Below are 20,215 nucleotides of genomic sequence, written 5' to 3' on the forward strand. Positions count from 1 at the left end.
GCCGGATTCCTGCTGATGGGATGTGTGAAATCGGCCTTTGTGCCTACAGAAGGGATTCAAGTAGACGGAGCGAACCTGTTACCATGAACCGACGACGCCTGCTCGCCGTGTCTGCCGCCCTCGCCGTCGAGGGGATCGCCGGCTGTGTCGGCGACGGTCCCGGCGACAACGGTGGCTCGATGACCCCCGCCGGACCGCTCCCGGACGTGGACGACGAAACGCTCGCGACGACGATTCGGAACGCCAACGGGTTCACGTTCGACCTGTTCGACCGACTTTCCCACGCTGCCGACGAAGACGGAGCCCCCAACCTGTTTGCGTCCCCGCTGTCGGTGTCGACGGCCCTTGCGATGACGTACGCCGGGGCCAGGGGAGTGACGCGGGAAGAAATGCGTGCAGCGTTGCGATACGACCTGGGCGACGCCGATACCGCCGGGGACGCTGGGAATGACGACACTGACGGAAACGACGGTGACGAAGACGCTGGAACCGACGTCCCGAACGAGGCGCTCCACGGGGCGATCGCCGAGCTGCTGTCCCGGCTGAACGAACGTGGTGAAGCGATCGACCCGGAGGACCTCCCGTCGGCGTACGACGAGGAAGACGATCCCGTCCCGTTCGAACTGTCGATCGTCAACGCGATCTGGGGGCAAGAGAGCTACCCGTTCCGCGAGGAGTATCTGGACCTGCTCGAGACCTTCTACGGCGCGGGGCTTCGCGAGGTGGATTACGTGAGCGACGCGGACGGCGCCCGCGAGGACATAAACGAGTGGGTGGCCGGCCAGACCGAAGACCGGATCGACGAGCTACTCCCGCAGGGTGCGCTGGACGAACTCACCCGGCTGGTGTTGACAAACGCCATCTACTTCCAGGCCAACTGGGCCGAGCCGTTCGAAGAACAGGCGACCGAGATCGGGCCGTTCACTACACTCGAGGACGAGTCGGTCGAGGTCCCGATGATGCGCCACACGGAGATCAGCGTCCCGTACGCGCAGACCGACCTGTCCGGCGGTGACGTAAAATCGGTCGAGCTTCCGTACGTGGGAGACGACGTCTCCATGCTGGTCGTCCTCCCCGAGGAGGGCGCATTCGAATCGGTCGCGGCCAGCTTCGACGGCGACGATCTCGCCGCCATCCTCGAGGACCTGGACCGACGGGAGGGACGGGTCGAACTCCCCCGATTCGAGTTCGAGTCCGGCTTCCAGCTGCGGCCCGCCCTCGAAGAACTGGGGATGGTCGAAGCGTTCGACCCGGACGAGGCCGACCTCACGGGGATGTACGATCCCGACGACCCCGCCGCAGGCGGCGAGAACCTGTTCGTCGACGACGTGTACCACGACAGCTACGTCGCAGTCGACGAAGAGGGAACCGAAGCAGCCGCTGCAACGGCGGTCGTCGTCTCCGCGGATTCGGCGCCGGCGGATCCCTTCGAATTCGTCGCCGACAGACCGTTCCTGTTCCTGATCCGCGACCGGCCCACAGACGCGCTGCTGTTTTACGGTCGGGTCGCCGATCCGACCGCGGAGTGACAGCCGGCGGATTTCGCCACCGGCCCGCCCGCGTCCAGTGCCCGACGGGAGATCCATAACAGCAACTTTATCACTCGCAGAGAGCGAATCACGCACAAGATTACTCCAGGAGGTACACGGTGACACGAAACCACAAACAACCGGAGGTGAACATCGGACTGGTCGGCCACGTCGACCACGGCAAAACGACGCTCGTACAGGCGCTGTCGGGGTCGTGGACCGACCAGCACTCCGAGGAGATGAAACGCGGTATCTCCATACGGCTCGGGTACGCGGACGCGACGTTCCGCGAGTGCCCGGGGATGGACGAACCGGAACGATACACAGTCGAAGAGGAGTGCCCCGACGGGGAGGAAAGCGAGCCCCTGCGTACGGTGTCGTTCGTCGACGCGCCGGGCCACGAGACCCTGATGGCGACGATGCTTTCGGGCGCCGCGATCATGGACGGCGCCGTGCTGGTGGTCAGCGCCACCGAAGACGTCCCCCAGGCGCAGACCGAAGAGCACCTGATGGCGCTGGACATCATCGGCATCGACAACATCGTCGTCGCCCAGAACAAGATCGACCTCGTCGATCGAGATCGGGCGGTCGATCACTACGAACAGATCCAGGGGTTCATCGAGGGAACCGTCGCCGAGGGATCGCCGATCGTCCCGGTGAGCGCCCAGCAGAACGTGAACATGGACCTGCTCATCCAGGCGGTCGAAGAGGAGATTCCCACGCCGGACCGGGACCCCGATCTGTCCCCGCGGATGTTCGCGGCCCGCTCGTTCGACATCAACCGGCCGGGCGCGACCCACGAGGACCTGGTCGGCGGCGTCGTCGGCGGGTCGCTCGTGCGTGGCACCCTGTCGGTCGGCGACGAACTGGAGCTCCGACCCGGTCGACAGGTCGAGGAAGGGGGACAGTCCGAGTGGCGCTCCCTCGAGACGACCGTCCGGTCGCTGCAGGCCGGGGGATCCCCAGTCGAGGAAGCGTCGCCGGGTGGGCTGCTCGGCGTCGGCACCGGGCTGGATCCGAGCCTCACCAAAGGCGACGCCCTCGCCGGACAGGTCGCCGGCGAGCCCGGCACGCTCCCGCCGACCCGCGAGTCGTTCGAGATGGACGTCGAACTGCTCGATCGGGTCGTCGGCGAGGGCGACGGCGACGGTAACGTCGAGGAAATCTCCACCGGTGAACCGCTCATGCTCACCGTCGGCACCGCCACGACGGTCGGCGCGGTGACGAGCGCCCGTGGCGGGGAGTGTGAGGTAAACCTCAAGCGTCCCGTCTGTGCCGAAGACGGCGCCAAGATCGCGATCAACCGGCGCGTCGGTGCCCGGTGGCGGCTCATCGGCGTCGGGACGCTCAAGTGAACGTGAGTGTGAGAACCCGTGGCCACCGTCGTGATGGACACGAGCTCCCTGATGATGCCCGTGGAGTGTGGCGTTCGCGTGTTCGAGGAACTCGATCGACTCCTCGGCGAGGTCGATCCGCTCGCGCCGCAGCCGGTGGTCGCGGAGCTGGAGTCGCTCGCCTCGGGCGCCGGCGAGGAGGCGACAGCCGCCAGTGTCGGACTGGACCTCTCGAAACGGTGCGACGTCCGGGAGACGGAGGCCCGCTACGCCGACGACGCCGTGTTAGAGCTGGCAGTCGCCGAGGGCGCGTACGCGGTGACCAACGATCTCCCCCTGCGGGACCGGCTCCTGGACGCGGGTGTTCCAGTAATCGGTTTAAGGGGTCGGAACACACTGGCAATAACGGAGCCGTGAACCCGACGGCGTCGCTCCGGCGTCGCCAAACGCGGGACGGTACACTGCGATCCGCGGAAACCAGGGAGATTATACGGCGGCGACGAGACAGCAACCCTACAGGAAGACGGTCACGGGGAGACGAACGGTACGAGATGACGAACGTCACAGGAATGCGAGGTATCTGATCAATGTACAAACGCGTACGACTCAAGGACACGGTCGAAGTTCCGCCGAAACATCTGGCGGACGTCACCCCCCAGCGGGTGAAGGCCCTGTTGCAGGAGAAGCTCGAGGGACGAATGGACGAGGACGTCGGGAGCGTCGTGAGCGTCGTCGACGTGCACGACATCGGCGACGGCGCCGTGCTGCCGAACCGTCCGGGAGTGTACTACGAGGCGGAGTTCGACGCCATCACCTACGATCCGGAGATGCAGGAGGTCGTCGACGGCACCGTCGTCGAGGTGGTCGAGTTCGGCGCCTTCGTCGGTATCGGTCCGGTCGACGGGCTGTTGCACGTCTCGCAGATCTCCGACGAGTATCTCGCCTACGACGGAGCGAACCAGCAGCTCGCCTCCAGCGAGTCGGACCAGTCGCTCGGGGTCGACGATCCCGTCCGCGTCCGGATCGTCACCAAGAGTATCGACGAGCGGAACCCCCGAGACTCGAAGATCGGTCTGACGGCGAAACAGCCCGGACTGGGCAAACACGAGTGGCTCGAGAAGGCCCGCCGTCGCCGCGAGCAGGAGGGCGAAGCCTCGGCGGGGGACGAATAGATGGCCTCCGATCGCCTCGCGTGTCGGGAGTGTCACTTCGTCAACCACGGCGACGCCCAGAGCTGCAAGCTGTGTGGCTCCTCGTCGCTGACGGAAGACTGGGCCGGCTACGTCGTCATCACCCACCCCGAACAAAGCGAGATCGCCGACGAGATGAACGTCACCGAACCCGGAAGTTACGCCCTGAAAGTCCGGTAGGTGTCCGCCGTGGTCGACCTCCTGTCCGACGGCGGTACCGGCGCCCCCCTGTTGGGTCTTCCGGACGAACTTCGACCCGAGCTGAAGGACCCGCTCGGGCCGATTTACACCGACGCGAACGAGCTACTTGCTGCGATCGACGAGTTCGCCACCGAGCACGCCGACCGGGAGGGCGACGAGAGTGAGCCCGACGGCGCCACCGAGTCCGTCACTCGGACACCGAGGCTCGTCGCAGTCGGCGACGTCGTCACCGCCCACCTGCTGGACGCCGGCCGTCGTCCGGACCTCGCGGTGGTCGACGGGCGGACGGAACGGGAAACCGCACCCGAGCCCGTGCTCGAGGCGATCGAGGGGGCGAGCAACGACGCCGACAGCCGAACGGTCGAAAACCCCGCCGCAGTGTTGCGCCGCGAACTGCTCGAGGCGCTCCACGAGGGACTTTCCTCGCCGAACCCCACGATCCTTCGCGTCGACGGCGAGGAGGACCTCGCGGCGCTTCCCGCCGTGCTCGCGGTCCCCGTCGGATCGAGCGTGGTGTACGGACAGCCCGGTGAGGGGATGGTGCACGTCGCCGTCACCGAGACGGTGAAACGCGACGTCCGCAGGTTGCTCTCCCGGTTCGACGGCGACACCCGGACCGCGTTTCGCCTCCTCGAATCGTAGTGGACGGTACACGCTCGAGCGACACGTTCTGTTTTCCCCGCCGACACGGCTTTGTCGGTGCCGGAACGCGAATCCCGTATGGGCGATTCCGAACAACCGGGGCTGACGCTGGACGGAAGTGTCGGGGGCGGACAGTACTTCCGGTCCGCGCTGTCGTTTTCGGTGCTGACCGGCCGGCGCGTCGAGATACGGGACGTTCGCGGAGCACGCGAGAATCCGGGCCTGAAACCACAGCACGTCGCCGCTGCCGAGGCGCTGTCGTCGATCGCAGGCGCGGAGATCGACGGTGTCGAACGTGGAAGTCGAACCGTCTCGTTCGTCCCGGGGGAAGTACGTCCGGGACGGTACACCGTCGAGATCGAAACCGCCGGCAGCGCGCCGCTGGTCGTCGACGCGGTGTTGCCCCTTTCACTCGTCGCTCGGGGACCAGTACGACTGCGGGTAACAGGCGGAACCGACGTGAAATGGTCACCGCCGCTTTCGTATCTCCGCCGGGTGAAGCTGCCGCTCCTCCGTGAGGCGGGACTGCTGGCGTCAGTTGACGTCGGGAGGCGCGGATTCTATCCGGTTGGCGGCGGGGACGTGACGCTGTCGATCGGCCCTTCGACCCCTGCACCGCTCGAATTGGACGAATCTGGCGAACGCCGAGGGATCAGGGCGCTTTCGACTGTCTCCGAGGATCTTTCCGACGCTGACGTCGCAGAGCGCCTCGCCGACGCCGCACTCGAACAGGTCGACGACGACTGGACCGTGCTCGAACGCACCGTGAGCTACGTCGACAGCGACGCCACAGGGGCGGTGATCGTGCTGGTCGCAGAACACGAAGCCGGGACCGACCCACCGGCATCGGAAGCGGCCGACGCCGGATTCGGGCCGACGTGTCGGTTCGGGACCAGCGCGCTCGGGGAACCCGGTGTTCCCGCAGAACGGGTCGGGCGCGACGCGGTCGACGCCCTCCAGGAACCGATCGACGCCGGAGCGACCGTCGACGTCCACCTCGCCGACCAGTTGCTCCCGTTTCTCGCCGTCGCCGGCGGAGCGTTCCGAGCACCGCGGCTCACCGAGCATCTCGAGACCCACCTGAAACTGCTCGAGACGTTCGGGGCTCCCGTCGAATGGAACAAACGGGACAACGGGACGGTGGACGTTTCCGCACCCGGAAAGCTCCCCGATCAGTGGTGATCGCCGTCGTCGGGTATTTCGTGTTTATTGGTAGCGATACACAATAGTTGCCTCCACGCATACGTTGCGGTGTGTCGGAACGTACAACACTCGAGTTGGGGTTCAGGCTAGTGAGAGGAACAACCGGGACGAACGAACCGGACGGCTCCCCGGACGGACAAATCGGGTGGGACGACTGAGATTCATAGGTGACGCCGACAGGAACCAACTTTCAAGACCACACGCATCCAACCGCCGAATACCGCTATGAATATCACTGATATTGCTGTCGAGGAGTACGTCGAGGTCGATGCCTCCACTCGCCTCGGGAAAATTCGGTCTATCTTCGAAGAAAAGAACCCCAAAGGGATCGTCGTCACCGAGGACGGGGAGTACGCAGGAGTCATCGGGGAACGGGACCTCATCAAGTCGCGGATCGAGGACGACACGAAGGCGTCGGTCGTGATGAAAAACGCCCCGCGGGTGAAGCGAACCGAGCACGTTCGCGAGGTTGCGCGGATCCTCGTCGAGGGGAACGTCAAGATCGCGCCCGTCTACGAGGGGGAGAAGCTCTACGGGATCGTCACGGAAGACGGCATCCTCGAGGCCGTACTCGACAACCTGGATGCGATCACCGTCGAGCAGATCTACACGAAAGACGTCGTCACGATCACCGAGGAAGGACACGTCGGGCAGGCGATCAATCGGCTACGCGAAAACGGCATCTCCAGGCTGCCCGTGCTCAACGAGAACGATCGGTTGACCGGGGTGATCACGACCCACGACATCGTCGAGTTCGTGATCCGGGGCGAGAACCGGCTCGGACGGCACGACCGGTCGGGCGACACCGACCGGATGCTCGACATCCCCGTCTACGATCTGATGTCCAACCCCGTCTTGACGGCCACGCCAGAGGAGACCGTGAAAGCCGCCGTCGAGCGGATGTTCGAAAACGACATCGCGGGCCTGATCGTCAGCGACGACGGCGACGCCGTCGACGGCGTCGTGACGAAGACGGACGTCCTCAGGGCACTGACGTTCACGGAGGAGGAGTCGATGGACGTCCAGATCACCAACATCGCACTTCTGGACACCATCTCCCGGGAACACATCGTCGAGTCGATCGAATCCGTCTCCGAGAAGTACCAGGAGATGGCCGTCCACCACGCCCACGTGCGGTTCCACGAGCACAAGGAGAAGCTTCGCGGCACCCCGTTGCTCCAGTGTCAGATCCGGCTCCGAACGAGCGAGGGACAGGTCGCCGGCTCGGGCGAGGGATACGGTTCCGAACACGCGTTCCACGTCGCACTCGACAAACTCGAACGCAACGTCCTCGAAATGAAGGGATTCAAAGCCGACGAGGAGTACCGCGGGCAGCTTCTCCGGAAGCTCGGCGAACTGTAGGTTTCTTCCCCGGTGCTTTCGTTCGGACGGAATCGGCGCAACGGTTTTTACGACTGACTGAATGGTTCAAAACGACCATGAATCAGCGTTCGCGCCGGTTACGGCTCGCCGAATGGGCCGATCTCGTCGACGAGGAACTACCGGAACGGGCGCTCGAACGTCCCACGCTGTCGGCGTTCCCGGACGGCCATTCGGACAGCGAGGACGACGGGGACGGCCGAGACACCCGAAACCCCCGGGGGGACGGACGTGGACTGCACCGACGTTCGAGGTAGCCGCCGGTTCACTTCCGCCGCGCTTGGGGAACCCTTTTCGAGGAAGCCGCCATAGACCCGACGATGGCGGCCACCGAAGACGTCGCGTACGTGGAGCATCCCCTTTTGCCCCCCGGGCTCGTCGAGCGCCGCCGCTACCAGCTCGAACTGGCCGGCCAGGCGCGGTCCGAACACACCCTTGTCTGTCTGCCGACCGGTCTGGGAAAGACGACGGTGAGTTTGCTCGTGACCGCCGAGCGGCTCCACGAGCGCGGCGGGACCGCGCTGTTTCTCGCGCCGACGAAGCCGCTCGTGACACAGCACGCCGAGTTCTACCGCCAGGCACTCGAGATCCCCGACGACGAGATCGTGGTGTTCACCGGCGAGGTCAGCCCCGACGACCGCGGCGACCTGTTCGACCGGGCACAGGTCGTGATCGCGACGCCGCAGGTCATCGAAAACGACCTGGTCGGCAATCGGATCGACCTCGCGGACGTCACACACCTCACCTTCGACGAATGTCACCGGGCGACCGGCGACTACTCGTACGTGTACATCGCCGAGCGGTACCACGCCGACGCCGACGATCCCCTGGTCACGGCGATGTCGGCCTCCCCCGGCGGCGACGGCGAGGAGATTCGGACGGTCTGTGAGAACCTCGGCGTCGGGAACGTGGCGGTGATGACCGAGGAGGACGCGGACGTCGACGAGTACACACACGACACGGACGTCGAGTGGATCGAGGTGGAGCTCCCGGAGACGGTGATCGAGATCCGGGACGCGCTCAACGAGGTGATCGAAGACCGGCTGGAGAAGCTGAAGGCGCTCGGGGTGACGGAGTCGACCTCGCCGGACCTCTCACAGAAGCAGCTCAACCGGATGCGGGGGAAGCTCCAGAAGATGATGGACGCCGACCAGTCGGAAGGCTACAAGGGGATCTCCACGCACGCAGAGGTGATGAAACTCCGTCGGGCGGTCGAACTCGTCGAGACGCAAAGCGTCGACGCCTTATGTCGGTACTTCGAGCGCCAGCGACAGGCCGCCCGTTCGTCGGGCGCCTCGAAGGCGAGCCAGCGTCTCGTCTCGGAGCCGAAAGTGAGGGAGGCGATGCGGAAGGCCGAGTCGTTCGACGGCACCCACCCGAAGTTCTCCCGGACGCGCATTCTGCTGGCCGAAACCCTGGGCATCGGCGGGGGGGAGCGCGTCATCGTGTTTACAGAGTCACGCGACACAGCGGAGGCGCTTACGGAGTTCCTCGGGGAACATTTCGACGTCCACCGGTTCGTCGGACAGGGCGACAAGGAGGGCTCGGACGGCATGACGCAGACCCAGCAGGCCGAGACGCTTTCGGCGTTCCGGAACGGGGAGTTCGAGGTTCTCGTCTCGACGTCGGTCGCCGAGGAAGGGCTGGACGTCCCGGAGGTTGACCTCGTGTTGTTCTTCGAGCCAGTCCCGACGGCGATCCGGTCGATCCAGCGGAAGGGTCGCACTGGACGGCAGGCAGCCGGGCGCGTGGTCGTGTTGATGGCGAAGGACACCCGCGACGAGGCGTTCTTCTGGATCGCCCGGCGGCGGGAACAGCGGATGGAATCGGAACTCCGGGAGCTCAAGGAGTCGGCCAACGAGATTCAAAAGGAGCTTCCGGGCGAGGGCGGCAACGACGGCGATAATGGCGACGACGACGGCGGCAATGGCGACGACGACGGCGGCAACGGCGACGAACACGTGGGCAAGGAAGCCGAGGGCGACTACGACGGGGACAGGCAGCCTGGACTCTCCGATTTCACAACCGGGTCGGGAACGCCAGCGGACAGTAGCGACGGCGAAACACCCGAAGACGGAGCCACCGGAGACGACAACGACGAGGAACGCGGTAGCGCCAGTGCGGACAGCAGTGGCGGTGCGGGCGAGGAGGACGGAATCGTCGCGACCGCCGAGCGCGACGACGGGGTCGAAATCGTCATCGACCAGCGCGAACTCGACTCTCACATCGCCCGGGACCTCTCGACTCGCGAGGGGATCCACACCCGGCTGGAGACGCTGTCGGTGGGCGATTACGTGCTGTCGGACCGGGTCGCCGTCGAGCGGAAGTCAGTCGACGACTTCCTCGATACGTTGACGGGCGGCGACCGGTCGCTGTTCGACCAGGCCGGCGACCTGGCTCGCAACTACTCGCGACCGGTGGTGATATTGGAGGGCGAGACCGACCTGTACGGAGCGCGCAACGTCCATCCGAACGCGATCCGGGGGGCGCTCGCGAGTCTGGCGATCGATTTCGACGTGAGCGTGCTCCGGACCGAGGACGCCGAGGGGACGGCAAACATGCTCGAGACGATCGCCAGGCGGGAACAGGAGGACCGCGACCGTGCTGTAAGCGTCCACGGGGAGAAGGGGAGCAAAACGCTTCCCGAACAGCAGGAGTACGTCGTCTCCGCGATCGCCGACATCGGTCCGATCACGGCCAGGGGACTGCTGGAGGCGTTCGGCAGCGTCGAAGCCGTGATGACTGCAGAGAAAGACGACCTCCGTGAGGTCGACGGCGTCGGCGAGGTCACGGCAGACAGGATTCGGGAGGTCGTCGCGAGCGAGTACGTCCGGTGAGCTGTGTCGGACCGTCGAAGAAACCTACTCGATCGGTTCGTCGGGTTCGTCGAACCGGACTACTCCACCGGATCGTTGGTCTCGTCGAGCCTGACGACCGTCGGGTCAGGAATCTCGTCGTCGTACAGGCCGTACGCCATTATGATGACCCGATCGCCGACCGCAGCCAGCCGGGCGGCCGCGCCGTTGAGACAGACCTCGCCGGCGTCGCCGGGGATCGTGTACGTCTCGAACCGCTCGCCGTTGTCGACGTTCACGACCTGCACCTTCTCGTGTACCGCGATGTCGGCCGCCTCCAGCAGCGACCGATCGATCGTGATACTCCCCTCGTACTCCTTTTCAGTCTGTGTCACCCGAGCGTGGTGGAGTTTCGCCCGCAGTCCCTGGCGCATTGTCGGCGCAACGCTGGACGGGGGGATAATTCCTGTTATTCGTCGGTTACCACGTGGGGTTCGATTTCGTCGATCATCGGATCCGTCCCGGCGACCAGCAGGTGATCCCCCTCCTCGAGTTCGAAGTGGGGGGAAACGTCGGGGTCAAGTTCCCCGTTGCGCTCCACCGCGATCACCAGCCGACCCGAGTCGCCGATTTCCGTTTCAGCGATTGTGCGTCCGACGAACTCGTCTGCCTCGATCCTGACGACCTTCATCTGTCTGTCGTAGGAAAGTATCTGCTCCCTGAGAACCTCGAGTGCGAGTATCCGCCCGCTTATTTCCGGAAGGCTCAAAACGTAATCTGCGCCGGCGCGGCGGACCTTGGTCGCGTTCGCCGGATCTGCGATACGCACGAGCGTGTCCAGGTCCGAGGATAGCTCCGTAGCCAAAAGCGTCGCGAGAATCGTCTCGTCGTCGTCAGCAATTGCCAGGACCAGCACGGTCGACTCTTCGATTCCGGCGCGTCGAAGCGTCTCCTCGTCGGTGACGTCACCGATAACGTCGACTCCCTCGAGATCCGCTCGGTCGATAACCGTACACTCGATCCTGAACTCGTCGAGTTCCTCGACGATGGTAGCGCCAACTTCTCCATACCCTGCGACGATGGCCTTCGCGTCCATCGGACGGCCCCGGTAGGTCTCCTCTTCAATCTCCCGGAGCGCGTCGGTGGGACCGGCGACGAGCAGGACGGTGTCCTCGTCGACGACGGTATCGGGAGCCGGTTCGTCGAGGAACTCACCCTCCGTCCAGAGCCCGAGGATCCTGACGTCGGCATCGAGATCAGTGTCGATCGACTCGATCGATTCCCCACAGATCGGGCTGTCCTCGAACACGGACAGTTCGAGCAGACACAGGTCCTCCCCCAGTGAGATTCTGTCGCTGGCGCCCGACCGCGTTTCCGCCCGGATCCGTTCTGCGATCCGCTTGCCGAGGAGGTGCCGCGGCGTCATGACTGTGTCAGCTCCGGCGTACCGGAGGTACTGTTCGTACCCGATGTCGCTCACGAGAACGATCGTTCGCACGTCCTCGTTGACTTCCCTGACGGCGAGTACTGCGCTTGCTGTCCGTTCGTCAACGGTGTCGACGACGACTGACCGCGCCCTGTTGACGCCCGCGCGCTCCAGCGACTCTGCGGAGGTCGGGTCGCCGTGAACAACGGTGATCCCTCGACCGTGGAGTTCGAGCGCACGCTCTTCGTCGGGTTCGAGGAGCACGTAGTCGGTACCGCGCGCTTCGAGTTCGTCCACCAACCGTTCGCCCTGCTGCACTGCACCGGAGATTACCACGTGCCCCGAGAGAGCAGTCTCCGCGGGAACCTCCGGCGACAGCGCCTCCTCGAGCACCGGGCGAAAGACGTACGGGACGACGATGAACAAGATGAGGAACGTCGATAGATCCATCAGCGAGACGAAGACGTTCGCCACGGGGGAGTCCCACGGGGAGTCCGAACCGTAGCCAGTCCCGGTGTAGGTCTCGATGACCACCTGCAGCGAGTGGAGATACGTCGGTGATTCGCCCTCGAACGAGACCATGATGTAGTGGTATAGCACCGACGTAACGAGGATCAGCACGATGACGGCGACGATCGTTTTCGCCGCTCGGCGCTTCCAGAGCTCCATAGCTGGACGGTCACACGCCCGGGGCAAGAAACTATCCGGGGGTTTTGGGCGAGTTCAATCCCGCTTAATTCGGTCAAATCCGCCTTGAGGGCCTCGACTACCTATAAGCTACCAGGCCTTCCGAACAGACTGCGATCATGAACCTAGATTCGACGACCCTCCGAAAGGCGATCGGCCGCACCGAAGTCAGATCTGCGAGCAAGCTCCTGCTTTCGGCTGCGGCACTGTTGTTCGTCCTGTATCTGGTGACGCTTCTGCCCGGAGTCGACCGACTCGTGCCACAGACGCCCGTGACGTTCGCGGCAGTCGTAACCGCGATCGCGACCGTCGCCGTCGTCGGGCTGCTCGTGTACTCCGCCCCGAAGCTCGCCTCGCTCGTTCGGTTGGCTTTCGATGGCCCGCGCGAGGTAGTCGAGAACGTCGCGTCCGTCGTCCACTGGGTCGTGGTGTTGGCCGCCATCCTCGTGGCACACAGCGGGCTGGCCGGGATCGCGACTCCACTGTTCGACGGCTTCGAGTGGGTGTACGACGCGATGTTCCTACTCGTCGCGCTCCCGGTGCTCGTCGTCATCGTCGGGCGGCTCTACGTCGGACTCGATCCGAGTGCCGATCTCATCGCCGACAAGATCGTCGGCGAGGGGAACGATTCGACCGACGGCAGCGGACACGAACCGACCGACCAAACGAAGTGAGCCGAGATCGAACGATACGAACGACCCCGCCATATCCGATACCATGAGTCAAAACAGATCCTCCGACGACAACGCGGAAGAACATACTCGAACAGAAACTCACGAGAGGGGCCCGGCTACCGGTTCCGACTCCGGAGTCGGGAGCGTTCCGATCGTCGAGGGGGCCGCGGCTGGCCTCCTCGCGTGGCTGCTCGGCTATCTCGCCACGTATCTCGTGGTTTCACCGGGCGTACGGGATTCGCCGTTGAACCAGATTATCGAGGCGCTCGACGGCGAACCCGCGACCTACGAGATGGTCGGGTGGGTGTTTTACAACGCCCACTTCGTGAACACCGTCTTCAGTGATCTGCCCTTCGTCGGTAGCCACACCACCTCCTACATCGGCGGCGAGGAGGGCTTTGCTGTCCTGCTGTACGTGGTCCCGATCGTCCTGCTGTTGCTTGCAGGGTTGGCCGTCGGCTACTATCGGGGCGCGTCGGATCCGACCGACGGGGCGATCGCCGGAGTGACCGTCCTGATCGGCTACCTGGTGCTGTCGGTTGCCGGACTGTTCCTCTTTGAGATCACCGTCGGCGGCGCCAGCGCTGCACCCGATCGGCTGGCGGGCGTCGTCCTCGCGGGGATCGTCTATCCACTGGTGTTCGCGGGGGCCGGCGGGGCAGCGTCGACGCTGTTTGAACGCGACGGTTCGTGATCGAGACGACCATCCGACGACTCTCTCTTGCTCCGTCGTTGTCGAAGCGACGCTATTCCGGCAGCGCGAGAATTGACAGCAGTTTGTTACCGTTCGGCACCGTCTCTCCAGACGGGGAATGGTCGACTACTACGACAAACTCCTCGCGGCCGTTCCGGCCGTACTGGCCCTCGGTGCCCTCGCGGGTCTCCTCGGGCCCCTGGCGTTCCATCAGGGGCTCGCACTCGGAAGTCTCGCATCGTCGATTTTACTGTACGAAGCGATCCTTCGCAATCCGCCGATCGAGCCGACGGCGGCCGACGTCACGGCGTCGACGATAACTGGACTGGGCTGGGTACTTTCGCTCCTGCTGTATCTCTTTTGAGTCACCCGCTCTCCGTCCGAATCGACGGCGATGAGGGGAGTGTCCGAAAGCTACTCGAGGTACGCCATCGCTTCCTCGTCGGACACCTGATCGAACCGTCGGTAGAACCCGCCGACACCCATAAAATATTCCGGGCTCTCCAGACAGACCACCTCGTCGGTAATCCGCACGAGTTCCTCGATCGTCTCGGGTGGCCCGACCGGTACGGCGAGGACGATCCGTTCGGCTTGAGCGTTTCGCAGTTGTTCGATACACGCACGGGCGGTCGAGCCCGTTGCTACCCCGTCGTCTACCAGGACGACCCGCTTTCCGGCAACCGCCGGTTCGGGTCCCCCCTCGCGGTATCGCTCGGCTTTTCGCCGCGCGTTTTCCGCTTCCTCCTCCCGCTTCCGCTGGAAGTACTCCTCGTCGATCTCGCGTCCCCGGAACGCTTCCTCGTTGCGCCAGACGCTCCCGTCACTCGCGACCGCGCCGATGGCATACTCCGGGTTCCCGGGTGCGCCGATCTTCTTGGCGACGACGACGTCGAGTGGCACTCCCAGTTCGTCGGCGACCGCCCGCCCCAGCGGCAAGCCTCCCCGCGGGATTGCGAGGACAAGGTCGGCCTCGACCTCGCGCTCGCGGAGTTTCGCCGCGAGACGCTCGCCCGCATCCGTTCGATCCTGGAATGGAGTCTGCCCGGACATATCTAATGGTTAGTCCCGTGACACCATGTACCGATCGAAGGTTCCCGACAAACGGGAATACGGAGAGTCGCAAGCGACGTCGAAGTTTCCGAATCGACGTGACGGCAGGTTTTCATCGGCAACTCGTTCGAGATGAGTTGACAACCGACCCCGGACGGCATAACTTAAGGGTGGATGACATGGAGTACATAGGGACGATGGACGAGATGGTGGTGCGTGCGTAGCCGGCTCAGAATTCGGCGGTAGTGACCCCGTTCCCAACCTGCAAGAACCCACACCTAAATTAATGATAGTTCCGGGATTTCTATCAATTGTATGAACTTCGATGAATTCACCGGGACAGTACAACACAGGCTCGAACTCCCGGACACGGGACGTGCAGTGCGCGCGATCCGGGCGACGCTGATGACGCTGGGTTCTCGGATCCCGGAGGAGAACGCCGAGGACCTGGCAGCTTCGCTGCCGATGGAGATCAAGTGGTACCTGACCGGTGCTGTAGAGGAACACGGCCAGCGGTTCGACTGGCGGGAGTTCATCGACCGGGTAAGCGAGATCGAAAACGTCGACCCGCCCGAAGCCGCCCACCACGCGAGAATCGTCGTCGACCTCGTCCACTCGGAGATACCGACATCCGACTTTCGGCAGCTCCGGGACATGCTGCCGGAAAGCGAGGACGACGAAAACTGGCGGAAGCTGTTCGAGATAGTCGACGCTGGCGGGTGGAGCAACGCCCACGAGGTCCAGACCGGCGGCGGGCCGCAGCCCGAGACCGATTCCGAGTGATTCGGTGTCCACTCGGTTTGGCCACTGGAGGAACGTTCACCGGTCGATGCGTCGGACGGCGAACGCGAGAGCCGACCCGCTTCCCGCGATCACTGCGAGCACCACGAACAGAACGCCGACGTCGGCGTACGTCAGTACAGTTCCGGCCAGTCCGGCCCCGAGAGCGCCGACACCGAAGATGGCCAGGAACGTGTAGCCGAAGGAAAGCCCCCGCGTTTCCTGTGAGGAGTAGCTCGCGACTGTGGCCTGCTGGAGCGGCTGGATCGTAAACAGTGCGATCCCGAGAAACAGTGCGACCGCAAGGAACGGCAGCAATCCGACGGCGACTGCGGGGACGAAAAGCACCGCCAGGACGGCAAGCACCCCCAGTGCAGTCGAGAGAGCCCGGACGGGGTCGAACCGATCGGCGAGCCGTCCCCCGAGATACTGCCCGACGACGCCGACCATCAGGATCGCCACGTAGAGATACCTCGAGACGTCGAACTCCTCGGCATACTGGCTCCCCTCCGAGAACAGCTGGATATCGACTAGTCCGCCGAGCAGATCCGAGAGGAGATCCGGCAGGAACGTGAGAAATGCCCGGTAGTAGAGACCGCTCAACAGGACGACCACGAAGACAAGCGAGAACGCGACTGTGAAAAGCGCCCGCGTGTTGGTCGTAATCGCGGTCACGGTGAGTTGCCCCTTCGTTTCACCGTCGTCTACCGTCTTTGTATGGTCGATGCCGGCAGTCTCGTCCAGATCGACGGCAAGGCCGTAGGTGACGACCAGGACGGTCGGCACAGCAAGTGCCAAAGCGACCGTCCGCCAGCCGAACTGTAAGAGCAACAGCACGGTGACCAGCGGACCGAGGCCGATACCCAGATTGCCACCGATCCCGTGGTAGCCGTACGCCACTCCCGGACTCGAAACACCCTTCGAGATGAGCGAGAGACCTGCCGGATGGTAGACGGAGGCCGCCACCCCCCACAGGGCGATCGCCACCGCGAGCGTGAGAAACGTCGGAGACGCGCTCGCGAGGACGAACGACGCCGCCATCCCGAGAAGCGAGGCGACGATCAACGGCTTCGATCCGAACTGGTCTACGAGGATACCTCCCGGTAACGCACCGACGCCGAACAGCCCGTATCCGAGCGTGACGACCACCCCCAGAACGGCCGCAGTCACGGAAAACTCGACGAGCCAGATCGTCATCAGGATCGGAATCGACAGCTCGTAGGTGTGAACGAGGCCGTGTGATCCGGCAGTGAACAAAACGATTCGGCGGTCGTTCTGGTTCATTCAGTGAGATACCTGGAGGACAGCCACGGAGAGTGATCGAAATCCGGGCGAGTCAGCTACTGTTCCTCCGGAACCGTTCGACGGCCGTTGATGTATCCGAGGAGGTTCCTGAAGAAAGATCGGAACGCGCCGACGGGATCGGGCTTGCCTTTGAACGCCTGGAGCAGGTAAAGCAGAGCGATCGCTGCAACTGCACCGAGCTGTACGACGAGATTCGGGAACACCATCGCCACGATGCCCAGTGCGAAAAACACCGCGCGGGCGGCGTAAGTCACCGTGCGGTCGAACGAAAACCGGTAGTTGATCCCGTGAATGATCGACAGCGCGCCGATCAGGGCGAGCACGCCGATGCTGTACGTCGTCGCGTCGAAGGTCCCGGAGACGATCTCGGGGTGGTAGACGAACGTGAACGGGAGGATGTACAGCGGCGCAGAGATCTTGAGCCCCTCCCAGATCGTCTCCCAGAAGTCAGCGCCAGCAATTCCACACGCCACCGCAGCACACGTCGCAATCGGCGGAGTAAGCCCCGCGAGGATCGCCGCGTAGAACACGAAGTAATGGGAAGCCAGGTGAGGGATGTCGAACTGGTTGATCAGCGTCGGCGCTACGAGCAACGCGACCACGGTGTACGCCGCCGTGGTCGGCATGCCCAACCCGAGCAGGATACAGATCGCCATCGAGAGGATTACCGCGACGATCATGATCCCACCAGAGAGATCCAAAAGCGCAAGCGACACGGCGGTCGGCACGCCGGTAGCCATCAGGATGTCGACGACGCCGTTGATCGCCGCGAGGATGATCGCGACCGGAGCGAGCACGACGACGCCTTCGCGGGACCCTTCGATCGTCTGGTCGATGACGGTTCTGATCTCCCCGGAGATACTTCGTCGATCGTAGGCTGCCTTCGCAACGGGAATCGTTGTGCCAGTGATGATCATCGACACCGACGTCCACAGCGCGCCGGTCATCACCGTGTACTGCAGGACGCCGAGGACGTAGATGAGAACGACGAGTGGAATACCGTACTTGAGCGTCTCCAGAACGATCTCTACGGCAGTCTTCTTGTCCTCGAAGAAGTCGTCCATCGACGGGTCCTCGATCTGTGGGGCAGCGATGTAGTGGACCGCGACCACGACGGAGACGACGAGGATCGCAGCCGGGATCAGGCCGGCGATGACGACGTCGATGTACGTGATGCCCGTGATCAACGACGCCATAATGAACGCGCCAGCGCCCATGACGGGCGGCAGGACCTGTCCCGACGTCGAGGCAACCGATTCGATTCCGCCGGCAGTTTTCGGTTCGACGCCGTTCTCTATCATCATCGGGATCGTGAACGAGCCGGTCATTCCGGCGTTTGCGGTCTGGCTCCCGTTGACCGAGCCAATGACCGCACTCGCGATCACTGCCGTCTGGGCGACGCCGGAAGAGACGTACTTCGCCGACCTGACTGCGAGTCTGAGGATCAGGTCGAACGCCCCGTACGCCTTGAGCAGGCCGGCGTACAACAGGAACAGCGCGATCCACGCGGCAACCAGCCGGTTCAAGAACCCGTAAAACCCCTCGACCTCGAGGACGAGAAGCCGGAGCATCCGACCCCAGGAGATCCCCCCGTGACCGAGAACGCCGGGGATGTACTGGCCGAACAGCCCGTAGCCGATCCCGGCGAGCAGGACGACGAGAAACGTCATTCCGAACGACCGCCAGGTGAGGTAGATCATCGCGAGGGTGAACGCGACCGCGAGTGCGAGTTGGAGATCGGTTGCCGTCCCCCGCTGTTCGACGAACAGCATCTGGAAGTTCTGGACAATGTAGACCGTGGTGACCAGAACGATTATCGCAGAAATGCCGAGCAGGACCGCAGACAGGTAGTCGTCCTCCTCGAAGACGTCCATGTACTCGTGGACGATGTACAAAAGGAGGATTCCGCCCAGGAACATGACGCCGTACAGCGCGCGTTCGATGAGCTGTGTGTACGCGTAAAATATGACGACGGCCCACAGCAGGATCGAACCGTACGTCAGTATGAACTCGAGTACGTTTTGATTGCGATCGGTGTTGAGAGTTTTCATTCGAACTTATTTGGAAGCGGCGTGTCCGCCGATGTGTCATCGAGCGAACGATACTGACGTTCGACGCCCTTCGACGCGACGCTGTCTAGACTTCACCACGGATCCACGAGTCGTCCCAGACGCCGTGCTCCTCGAAGAAGTCTGCCACACCCGGATGAATTTCGAGGTCCTCGATGACGGCGTCGGTCATACTCTCGGGAGTGTGATCGAGCGTCGTCGGGTCGGACTCCCGGATCGTGTCGTCGTGTTCGACCGCGAGTCGGCAGAGCTCGTAGGTCGCATCCGCCGAGATATCCGGTCCGAACGCCCACTGACCCGCCAGTGCCCAGCTCGTCACGGTGTCCGTTCGGCTCGTGACCGCCTCCTGGTTGAGCCAGCCGTACGGTTCGAACTCCGTCTTCAGCGCGCCCGGGGTGTTGTCGATCGCCTCCTCGAACGTGTCGTGGATCGGAATCGCGTACAGTTCGCCCTCCGCCCTGGCGTCGACCTCCTGGGCCCAGCCCGTGAGGTCGACCCCGTTGGCGCCGTAGACGACCATCGCGTCGATCCGCCCCTCTTCGACCGCGCCGGCGATGTCGCCCGTGTCCAGGTTGTTGATGTCGTTTTGCTCCCACAATCCCGCGCGTTCGATGACCTCCTGTGTCAACAGCCGTGTCCCGAACCCGGGCTGAATCGGATAGATCGTGTACCCGCCATCCTCGATGTCCTGTGTGGACTCGATGCCGGACCCCTCGATGGCCATCCAGTACATCTCCAGGCTCGTGAAAATGAACCCCTGCATCGGAAGCGTGTCTACCGGTTCGTCTTCGAATGGCCCTTCACCCGCCATGGCCTTTGCAAGCGAGTTGTTGTCGACTCCCATCGCGGGAATGTCTCCACCTTCGAACTCGTAGAGGTTCGCCGTCCATCCCCCCGTCTCCTGCGGGTCGACGCGGACAGTTTCGCTGTGCTGGTTTGCGGCCCTCGCGAGCGCCTGTGCGGCCGCTTGCGTCGAGCTTCCGGTCGACGTAGCACCGATCGTGACGACTTCCTCACCGTCCCCGAGGCAACCCGCGAGACCTGTGGCCCCAACTGCACTAGCTGCTCCAATCGTTTTTAAAACCTCACGCCGCGACTGGTTGTTATTCACTACCATTACCTAATAGCTAACTCACCAATATTTAAATCTATTTATCGCATGGTTACATTCGTGTACAATTATTTTCGTTGTGAGCGAATGTTCTTGAAAAAGTAAATATTGCGTAATGGTTGGCGAAAGGCGTTTGATAGTTTAG

19 protein-coding genes and 1 pseudogene are annotated in these 20,215 nt (G+C 63.7%); 14 read left to right on the forward strand and 6 right to left on the reverse strand.

Annotation, left to right across the window (positions count from 1 at the left end; translation table 11 throughout):
• The first annotated feature begins 83 nt into the window (after nucleotides 1–83).
• The 10 genes and pseudogenes from AArcCO_RS10705 to AArcCO_RS10750 all read left to right on the forward strand — a co-directional run bounded on the left by AArcCO_RS10705 (nucleotide 84) and on the right by AArcCO_RS10750 (nucleotide 10,316).
• Complete coding sequence (locus AArcCO_RS10705; protein ID WP_259533440.1) at nucleotides 84–1,529, forward strand: serpin family protein; 1,446 nt, start codon at nucleotides 84–86, stop codon at nucleotides 1,527–1,529.
• 119 nt (nucleotides 1,530–1,648) lie between these two features.
• On the forward strand, nucleotides 1,649–2,884 hold the full coding sequence (locus AArcCO_RS10710) for a translation initiation factor IF-2 subunit gamma (RefSeq protein ID WP_259533441.1): 1,236 nt from the start codon (nucleotides 1,649–1,651) through the stop codon (nucleotides 2,882–2,884).
• A gap of 33 nt (nucleotides 2,885–2,917) precedes the next feature.
• Complete coding sequence (locus AArcCO_RS10715; RefSeq protein ID WP_259533444.1) at nucleotides 2,918–3,280, forward strand: type II toxin-antitoxin system VapC family toxin; 363 nt, start codon at nucleotides 2,918–2,920, stop codon at nucleotides 3,278–3,280.
• 170 nt (nucleotides 3,281–3,450) lie between these two features.
• Entirely contained in the window at nucleotides 3,451–4,035 is a 585-nt protein-coding gene (locus AArcCO_RS10720; protein WP_259533445.1) for a DNA-directed RNA polymerase, read from the forward strand.
• Entirely contained in the window at nucleotides 4,036–4,233 is a 198-nt protein-coding gene (gene spt4 / locus AArcCO_RS10725; RefSeq protein ID WP_259533446.1) for a transcription elongation factor subunit Spt4, read from the forward strand.
• 48 nt (nucleotides 4,234–4,281) lie between these two features.
• Nucleotides 4,282–4,910 (forward strand): annotated as a pseudogene (locus tag AArcCO_RS10730) (GTP-dependent dephospho-CoA kinase family protein); the annotation flags it as partial.
• Nucleotides 4,911–4,974: 64 nt separating this feature from the next.
• Entirely contained in the window at nucleotides 4,975–6,078 is a 1,104-nt protein-coding gene (gene rtcA / locus AArcCO_RS10735) for an RNA 3'-terminal phosphate cyclase (RefSeq protein ID WP_259533447.1), read from the forward strand.
• A gap of 246 nt (nucleotides 6,079–6,324) precedes the next feature.
• Nucleotides 6,325–7,461: a CBS domain-containing protein gene (locus AArcCO_RS10740; RefSeq protein WP_259533453.1), complete on the forward strand. Its 1,137-nt coding sequence runs from the start codon at nucleotides 6,325–6,327 to the stop codon at nucleotides 7,459–7,461.
• A gap of 77 nt (nucleotides 7,462–7,538) precedes the next feature.
• The gene (locus AArcCO_RS10745; RefSeq protein WP_259533454.1) at nucleotides 7,539–7,736 is read left to right on the forward strand and encodes a hypothetical protein; all 198 of its coding nucleotides are present in this window, start codon (nucleotides 7,539–7,541) and stop codon (nucleotides 7,734–7,736) included.
• Nucleotides 7,737–7,799: 63 nt separating this feature from the next.
• A complete protein-coding gene (locus AArcCO_RS10750) occupies nucleotides 7,800–10,316 on the forward strand; it encodes a DEAD/DEAH box helicase (protein ID WP_259533455.1) in 2,517 nt (838 codons plus the stop codon).
• Nucleotides 10,317–10,375: 59 nt separating this feature from the next.
• On the opposite strand, the gene panD is transcribed toward AArcCO_RS10750, so the two are convergent.
• Both panD and AArcCO_RS10760 read right to left on the reverse strand, forming a co-directional pair.
• Entirely contained in the window at nucleotides 10,376–10,708 is a 333-nt protein-coding gene (gene panD, locus AArcCO_RS10755; RefSeq protein ID WP_259533457.1) for an aspartate 1-decarboxylase, read from the reverse strand.
• Nucleotides 10,709–10,743: 35 nt separating this feature from the next.
• Complete coding sequence (locus AArcCO_RS10760) at nucleotides 10,744–12,369, reverse strand: potassium channel family protein (RefSeq protein ID WP_259533458.1); 1,626 nt, start codon at nucleotides 12,367–12,369, stop codon at nucleotides 10,744–10,746.
• Nucleotides 12,370–12,506: 137 nt separating this feature from the next.
• Here AArcCO_RS10760 and AArcCO_RS10765 point away from each other — a divergent pair, with 137 nt between their 5' ends.
• From AArcCO_RS10765 to AArcCO_RS10775, 3 genes are all read left to right on the forward strand, one after another.
• Entirely contained in the window at nucleotides 12,507–13,061 is a 555-nt protein-coding gene (locus tag AArcCO_RS10765) for a hypothetical protein (protein WP_259533459.1), read from the forward strand.
• Between the two features lie 43 nt (nucleotides 13,062–13,104).
• On the forward strand, nucleotides 13,105–13,755 hold the full coding sequence (locus tag AArcCO_RS10770) for a DUF7978 family protein (protein ID WP_259533460.1): 651 nt from the start codon (nucleotides 13,105–13,107) through the stop codon (nucleotides 13,753–13,755).
• Nucleotides 13,756–13,873: 118 nt separating this feature from the next.
• Nucleotides 13,874–14,119: a DUF8015 family protein gene (locus tag AArcCO_RS10775; protein WP_259533461.1), complete on the forward strand. Its 246-nt coding sequence runs from the start codon at nucleotides 13,874–13,876 to the stop codon at nucleotides 14,117–14,119.
• A gap of 50 nt (nucleotides 14,120–14,169) precedes the next feature.
• On the opposite strand, the gene AArcCO_RS10780 is transcribed toward AArcCO_RS10775, so the two are convergent.
• The gene (locus AArcCO_RS10780) at nucleotides 14,170–14,805 is read right to left on the reverse strand and encodes a phosphoribosyltransferase (protein ID WP_259533463.1); all 636 of its coding nucleotides are present in this window, start codon (nucleotides 14,803–14,805) and stop codon (nucleotides 14,170–14,172) included.
• 315 nt (nucleotides 14,806–15,120) lie between these two features.
• On the opposite strand from AArcCO_RS10780, the gene AArcCO_RS10785 reads away from it, so the two are divergent.
• Nucleotides 15,121–15,588, forward strand: a complete 468-nt coding sequence (locus AArcCO_RS10785; protein ID WP_259533464.1) for a DUF2267 domain-containing protein — start codon at nucleotides 15,121–15,123, stop codon at nucleotides 15,586–15,588.
• Nucleotides 15,589–15,624: 36 nt separating this feature from the next.
• Here the strand turns inward: AArcCO_RS10785 and AArcCO_RS10790 are convergent, their stop codons facing one another.
• The 3 genes from AArcCO_RS10790 to AArcCO_RS10800 all read right to left on the reverse strand — a co-directional run bounded on the left by AArcCO_RS10790 (nucleotide 15,625) and on the right by AArcCO_RS10800 (nucleotide 20,076).
• Nucleotides 15,625–16,869, reverse strand: a complete 1,245-nt coding sequence (locus tag AArcCO_RS10790; RefSeq protein WP_259533465.1) for an MFS transporter — start codon at nucleotides 16,867–16,869, stop codon at nucleotides 15,625–15,627.
• Nucleotides 16,870–16,925: 56 nt separating this feature from the next.
• A complete protein-coding gene (locus AArcCO_RS10795) occupies nucleotides 16,926–18,941 on the reverse strand; it encodes a TRAP transporter permease (protein WP_259533467.1) in 2,016 nt (671 codons plus the stop codon).
• An 85-nt stretch (nucleotides 18,942–19,026) separates the two neighbouring features.
• Nucleotides 19,027–20,076, reverse strand: coding sequence for a TAXI family TRAP transporter solute-binding subunit (locus AArcCO_RS10800; RefSeq protein ID WP_259533469.1), 1,050 nt, complete (start codon nucleotides 20,074–20,076; stop codon nucleotides 19,027–19,029).
• Between the last annotated feature and the right edge of the window lie 139 nt (nucleotides 20,077–20,215).

Source organism: Halalkaliarchaeum sp. AArc-CO (assembly GCF_024972735.1).
Classification (GTDB): domain Archaea; phylum Halobacteriota; class Halobacteria; order Halobacteriales; family Haloferacaceae; genus Halalkaliarchaeum.

Excerpts from the sequence above, each read along its gene's own strand:
- AArcCO_RS10705 (WP_259533440.1), top strand. The coding sequence starts at position 84 with ATGAACCGACGACGCCTGCTCGCCGTGTCTGCCGCCCTCGCCGTCGAG.
- AArcCO_RS10715 (WP_259533444.1), top strand. The coding sequence starts at position 2,918 with ATGGACACGAGCTCCCTGATGATGCCCGTGGAGTGTGGCGTTCGCGTG.
- AArcCO_RS10720 (WP_259533445.1), top strand. The coding sequence starts at position 3,451 with ATGTACAAACGCGTACGACTCAAGGACACGGTCGAAGTTCCGCCGAAA.
- spt4 (WP_259533446.1), top strand. The coding sequence starts at position 4,036 with ATGGCCTCCGATCGCCTCGCGTGTCGGGAGTGTCACTTCGTCAACCAC.
- rtcA (WP_259533447.1), top strand. The coding sequence starts at position 4,975 with ATGGGCGATTCCGAACAACCGGGGCTGACGCTGGACGGAAGTGTCGGG.
- AArcCO_RS10740 (WP_259533453.1), top strand. The coding sequence starts at position 6,325 with ATGAATATCACTGATATTGCTGTCGAGGAGTACGTCGAGGTCGATGCC.
- AArcCO_RS10745 (WP_259533454.1), top strand. The coding sequence starts at position 7,539 with ATGAATCAGCGTTCGCGCCGGTTACGGCTCGCCGAATGGGCCGATCTC.
- AArcCO_RS10750 (WP_259533455.1), top strand. The coding sequence starts at position 7,800 with ATGGCGGCCACCGAAGACGTCGCGTACGTGGAGCATCCCCTTTTGCCC.
- panD (WP_259533457.1), bottom strand. The coding sequence starts at position 10,708 with ATGCGCCAGGGACTGCGGGCGAAACTCCACCACGCTCGGGTGACACAG.
- AArcCO_RS10760 (WP_259533458.1), bottom strand. The coding sequence starts at position 12,369 with ATGGAGCTCTGGAAGCGCCGAGCGGCGAAAACGATCGTCGCCGTCATC.
- AArcCO_RS10765 (WP_259533459.1), top strand. The coding sequence starts at position 12,507 with ATGAACCTAGATTCGACGACCCTCCGAAAGGCGATCGGCCGCACCGAA.
- AArcCO_RS10770 (WP_259533460.1), top strand. The coding sequence starts at position 13,105 with ATGAGTCAAAACAGATCCTCCGACGACAACGCGGAAGAACATACTCGA.
- AArcCO_RS10775 (WP_259533461.1), top strand. The coding sequence starts at position 13,874 with ATGGTCGACTACTACGACAAACTCCTCGCGGCCGTTCCGGCCGTACTG.
- AArcCO_RS10780 (WP_259533463.1), bottom strand. The coding sequence starts at position 14,805 with ATGTCCGGGCAGACTCCATTCCAGGATCGAACGGATGCGGGCGAGCGT.
- AArcCO_RS10785 (WP_259533464.1), top strand. The coding sequence starts at position 15,121 with ATGAACTTCGATGAATTCACCGGGACAGTACAACACAGGCTCGAACTC.
- AArcCO_RS10790 (WP_259533465.1), bottom strand. The coding sequence starts at position 16,869 with ATGAACCAGAACGACCGCCGAATCGTTTTGTTCACTGCCGGATCACAC.
- AArcCO_RS10795 (WP_259533467.1), bottom strand. The coding sequence starts at position 18,941 with ATGAAAACTCTCAACACCGATCGCAATCAAAACGTACTCGAGTTCATA.
- AArcCO_RS10800 (WP_259533469.1), bottom strand. The coding sequence starts at position 20,076 with ATGGTAGTGAATAACAACCAGTCGCGGCGTGAGGTTTTAAAAACGATT.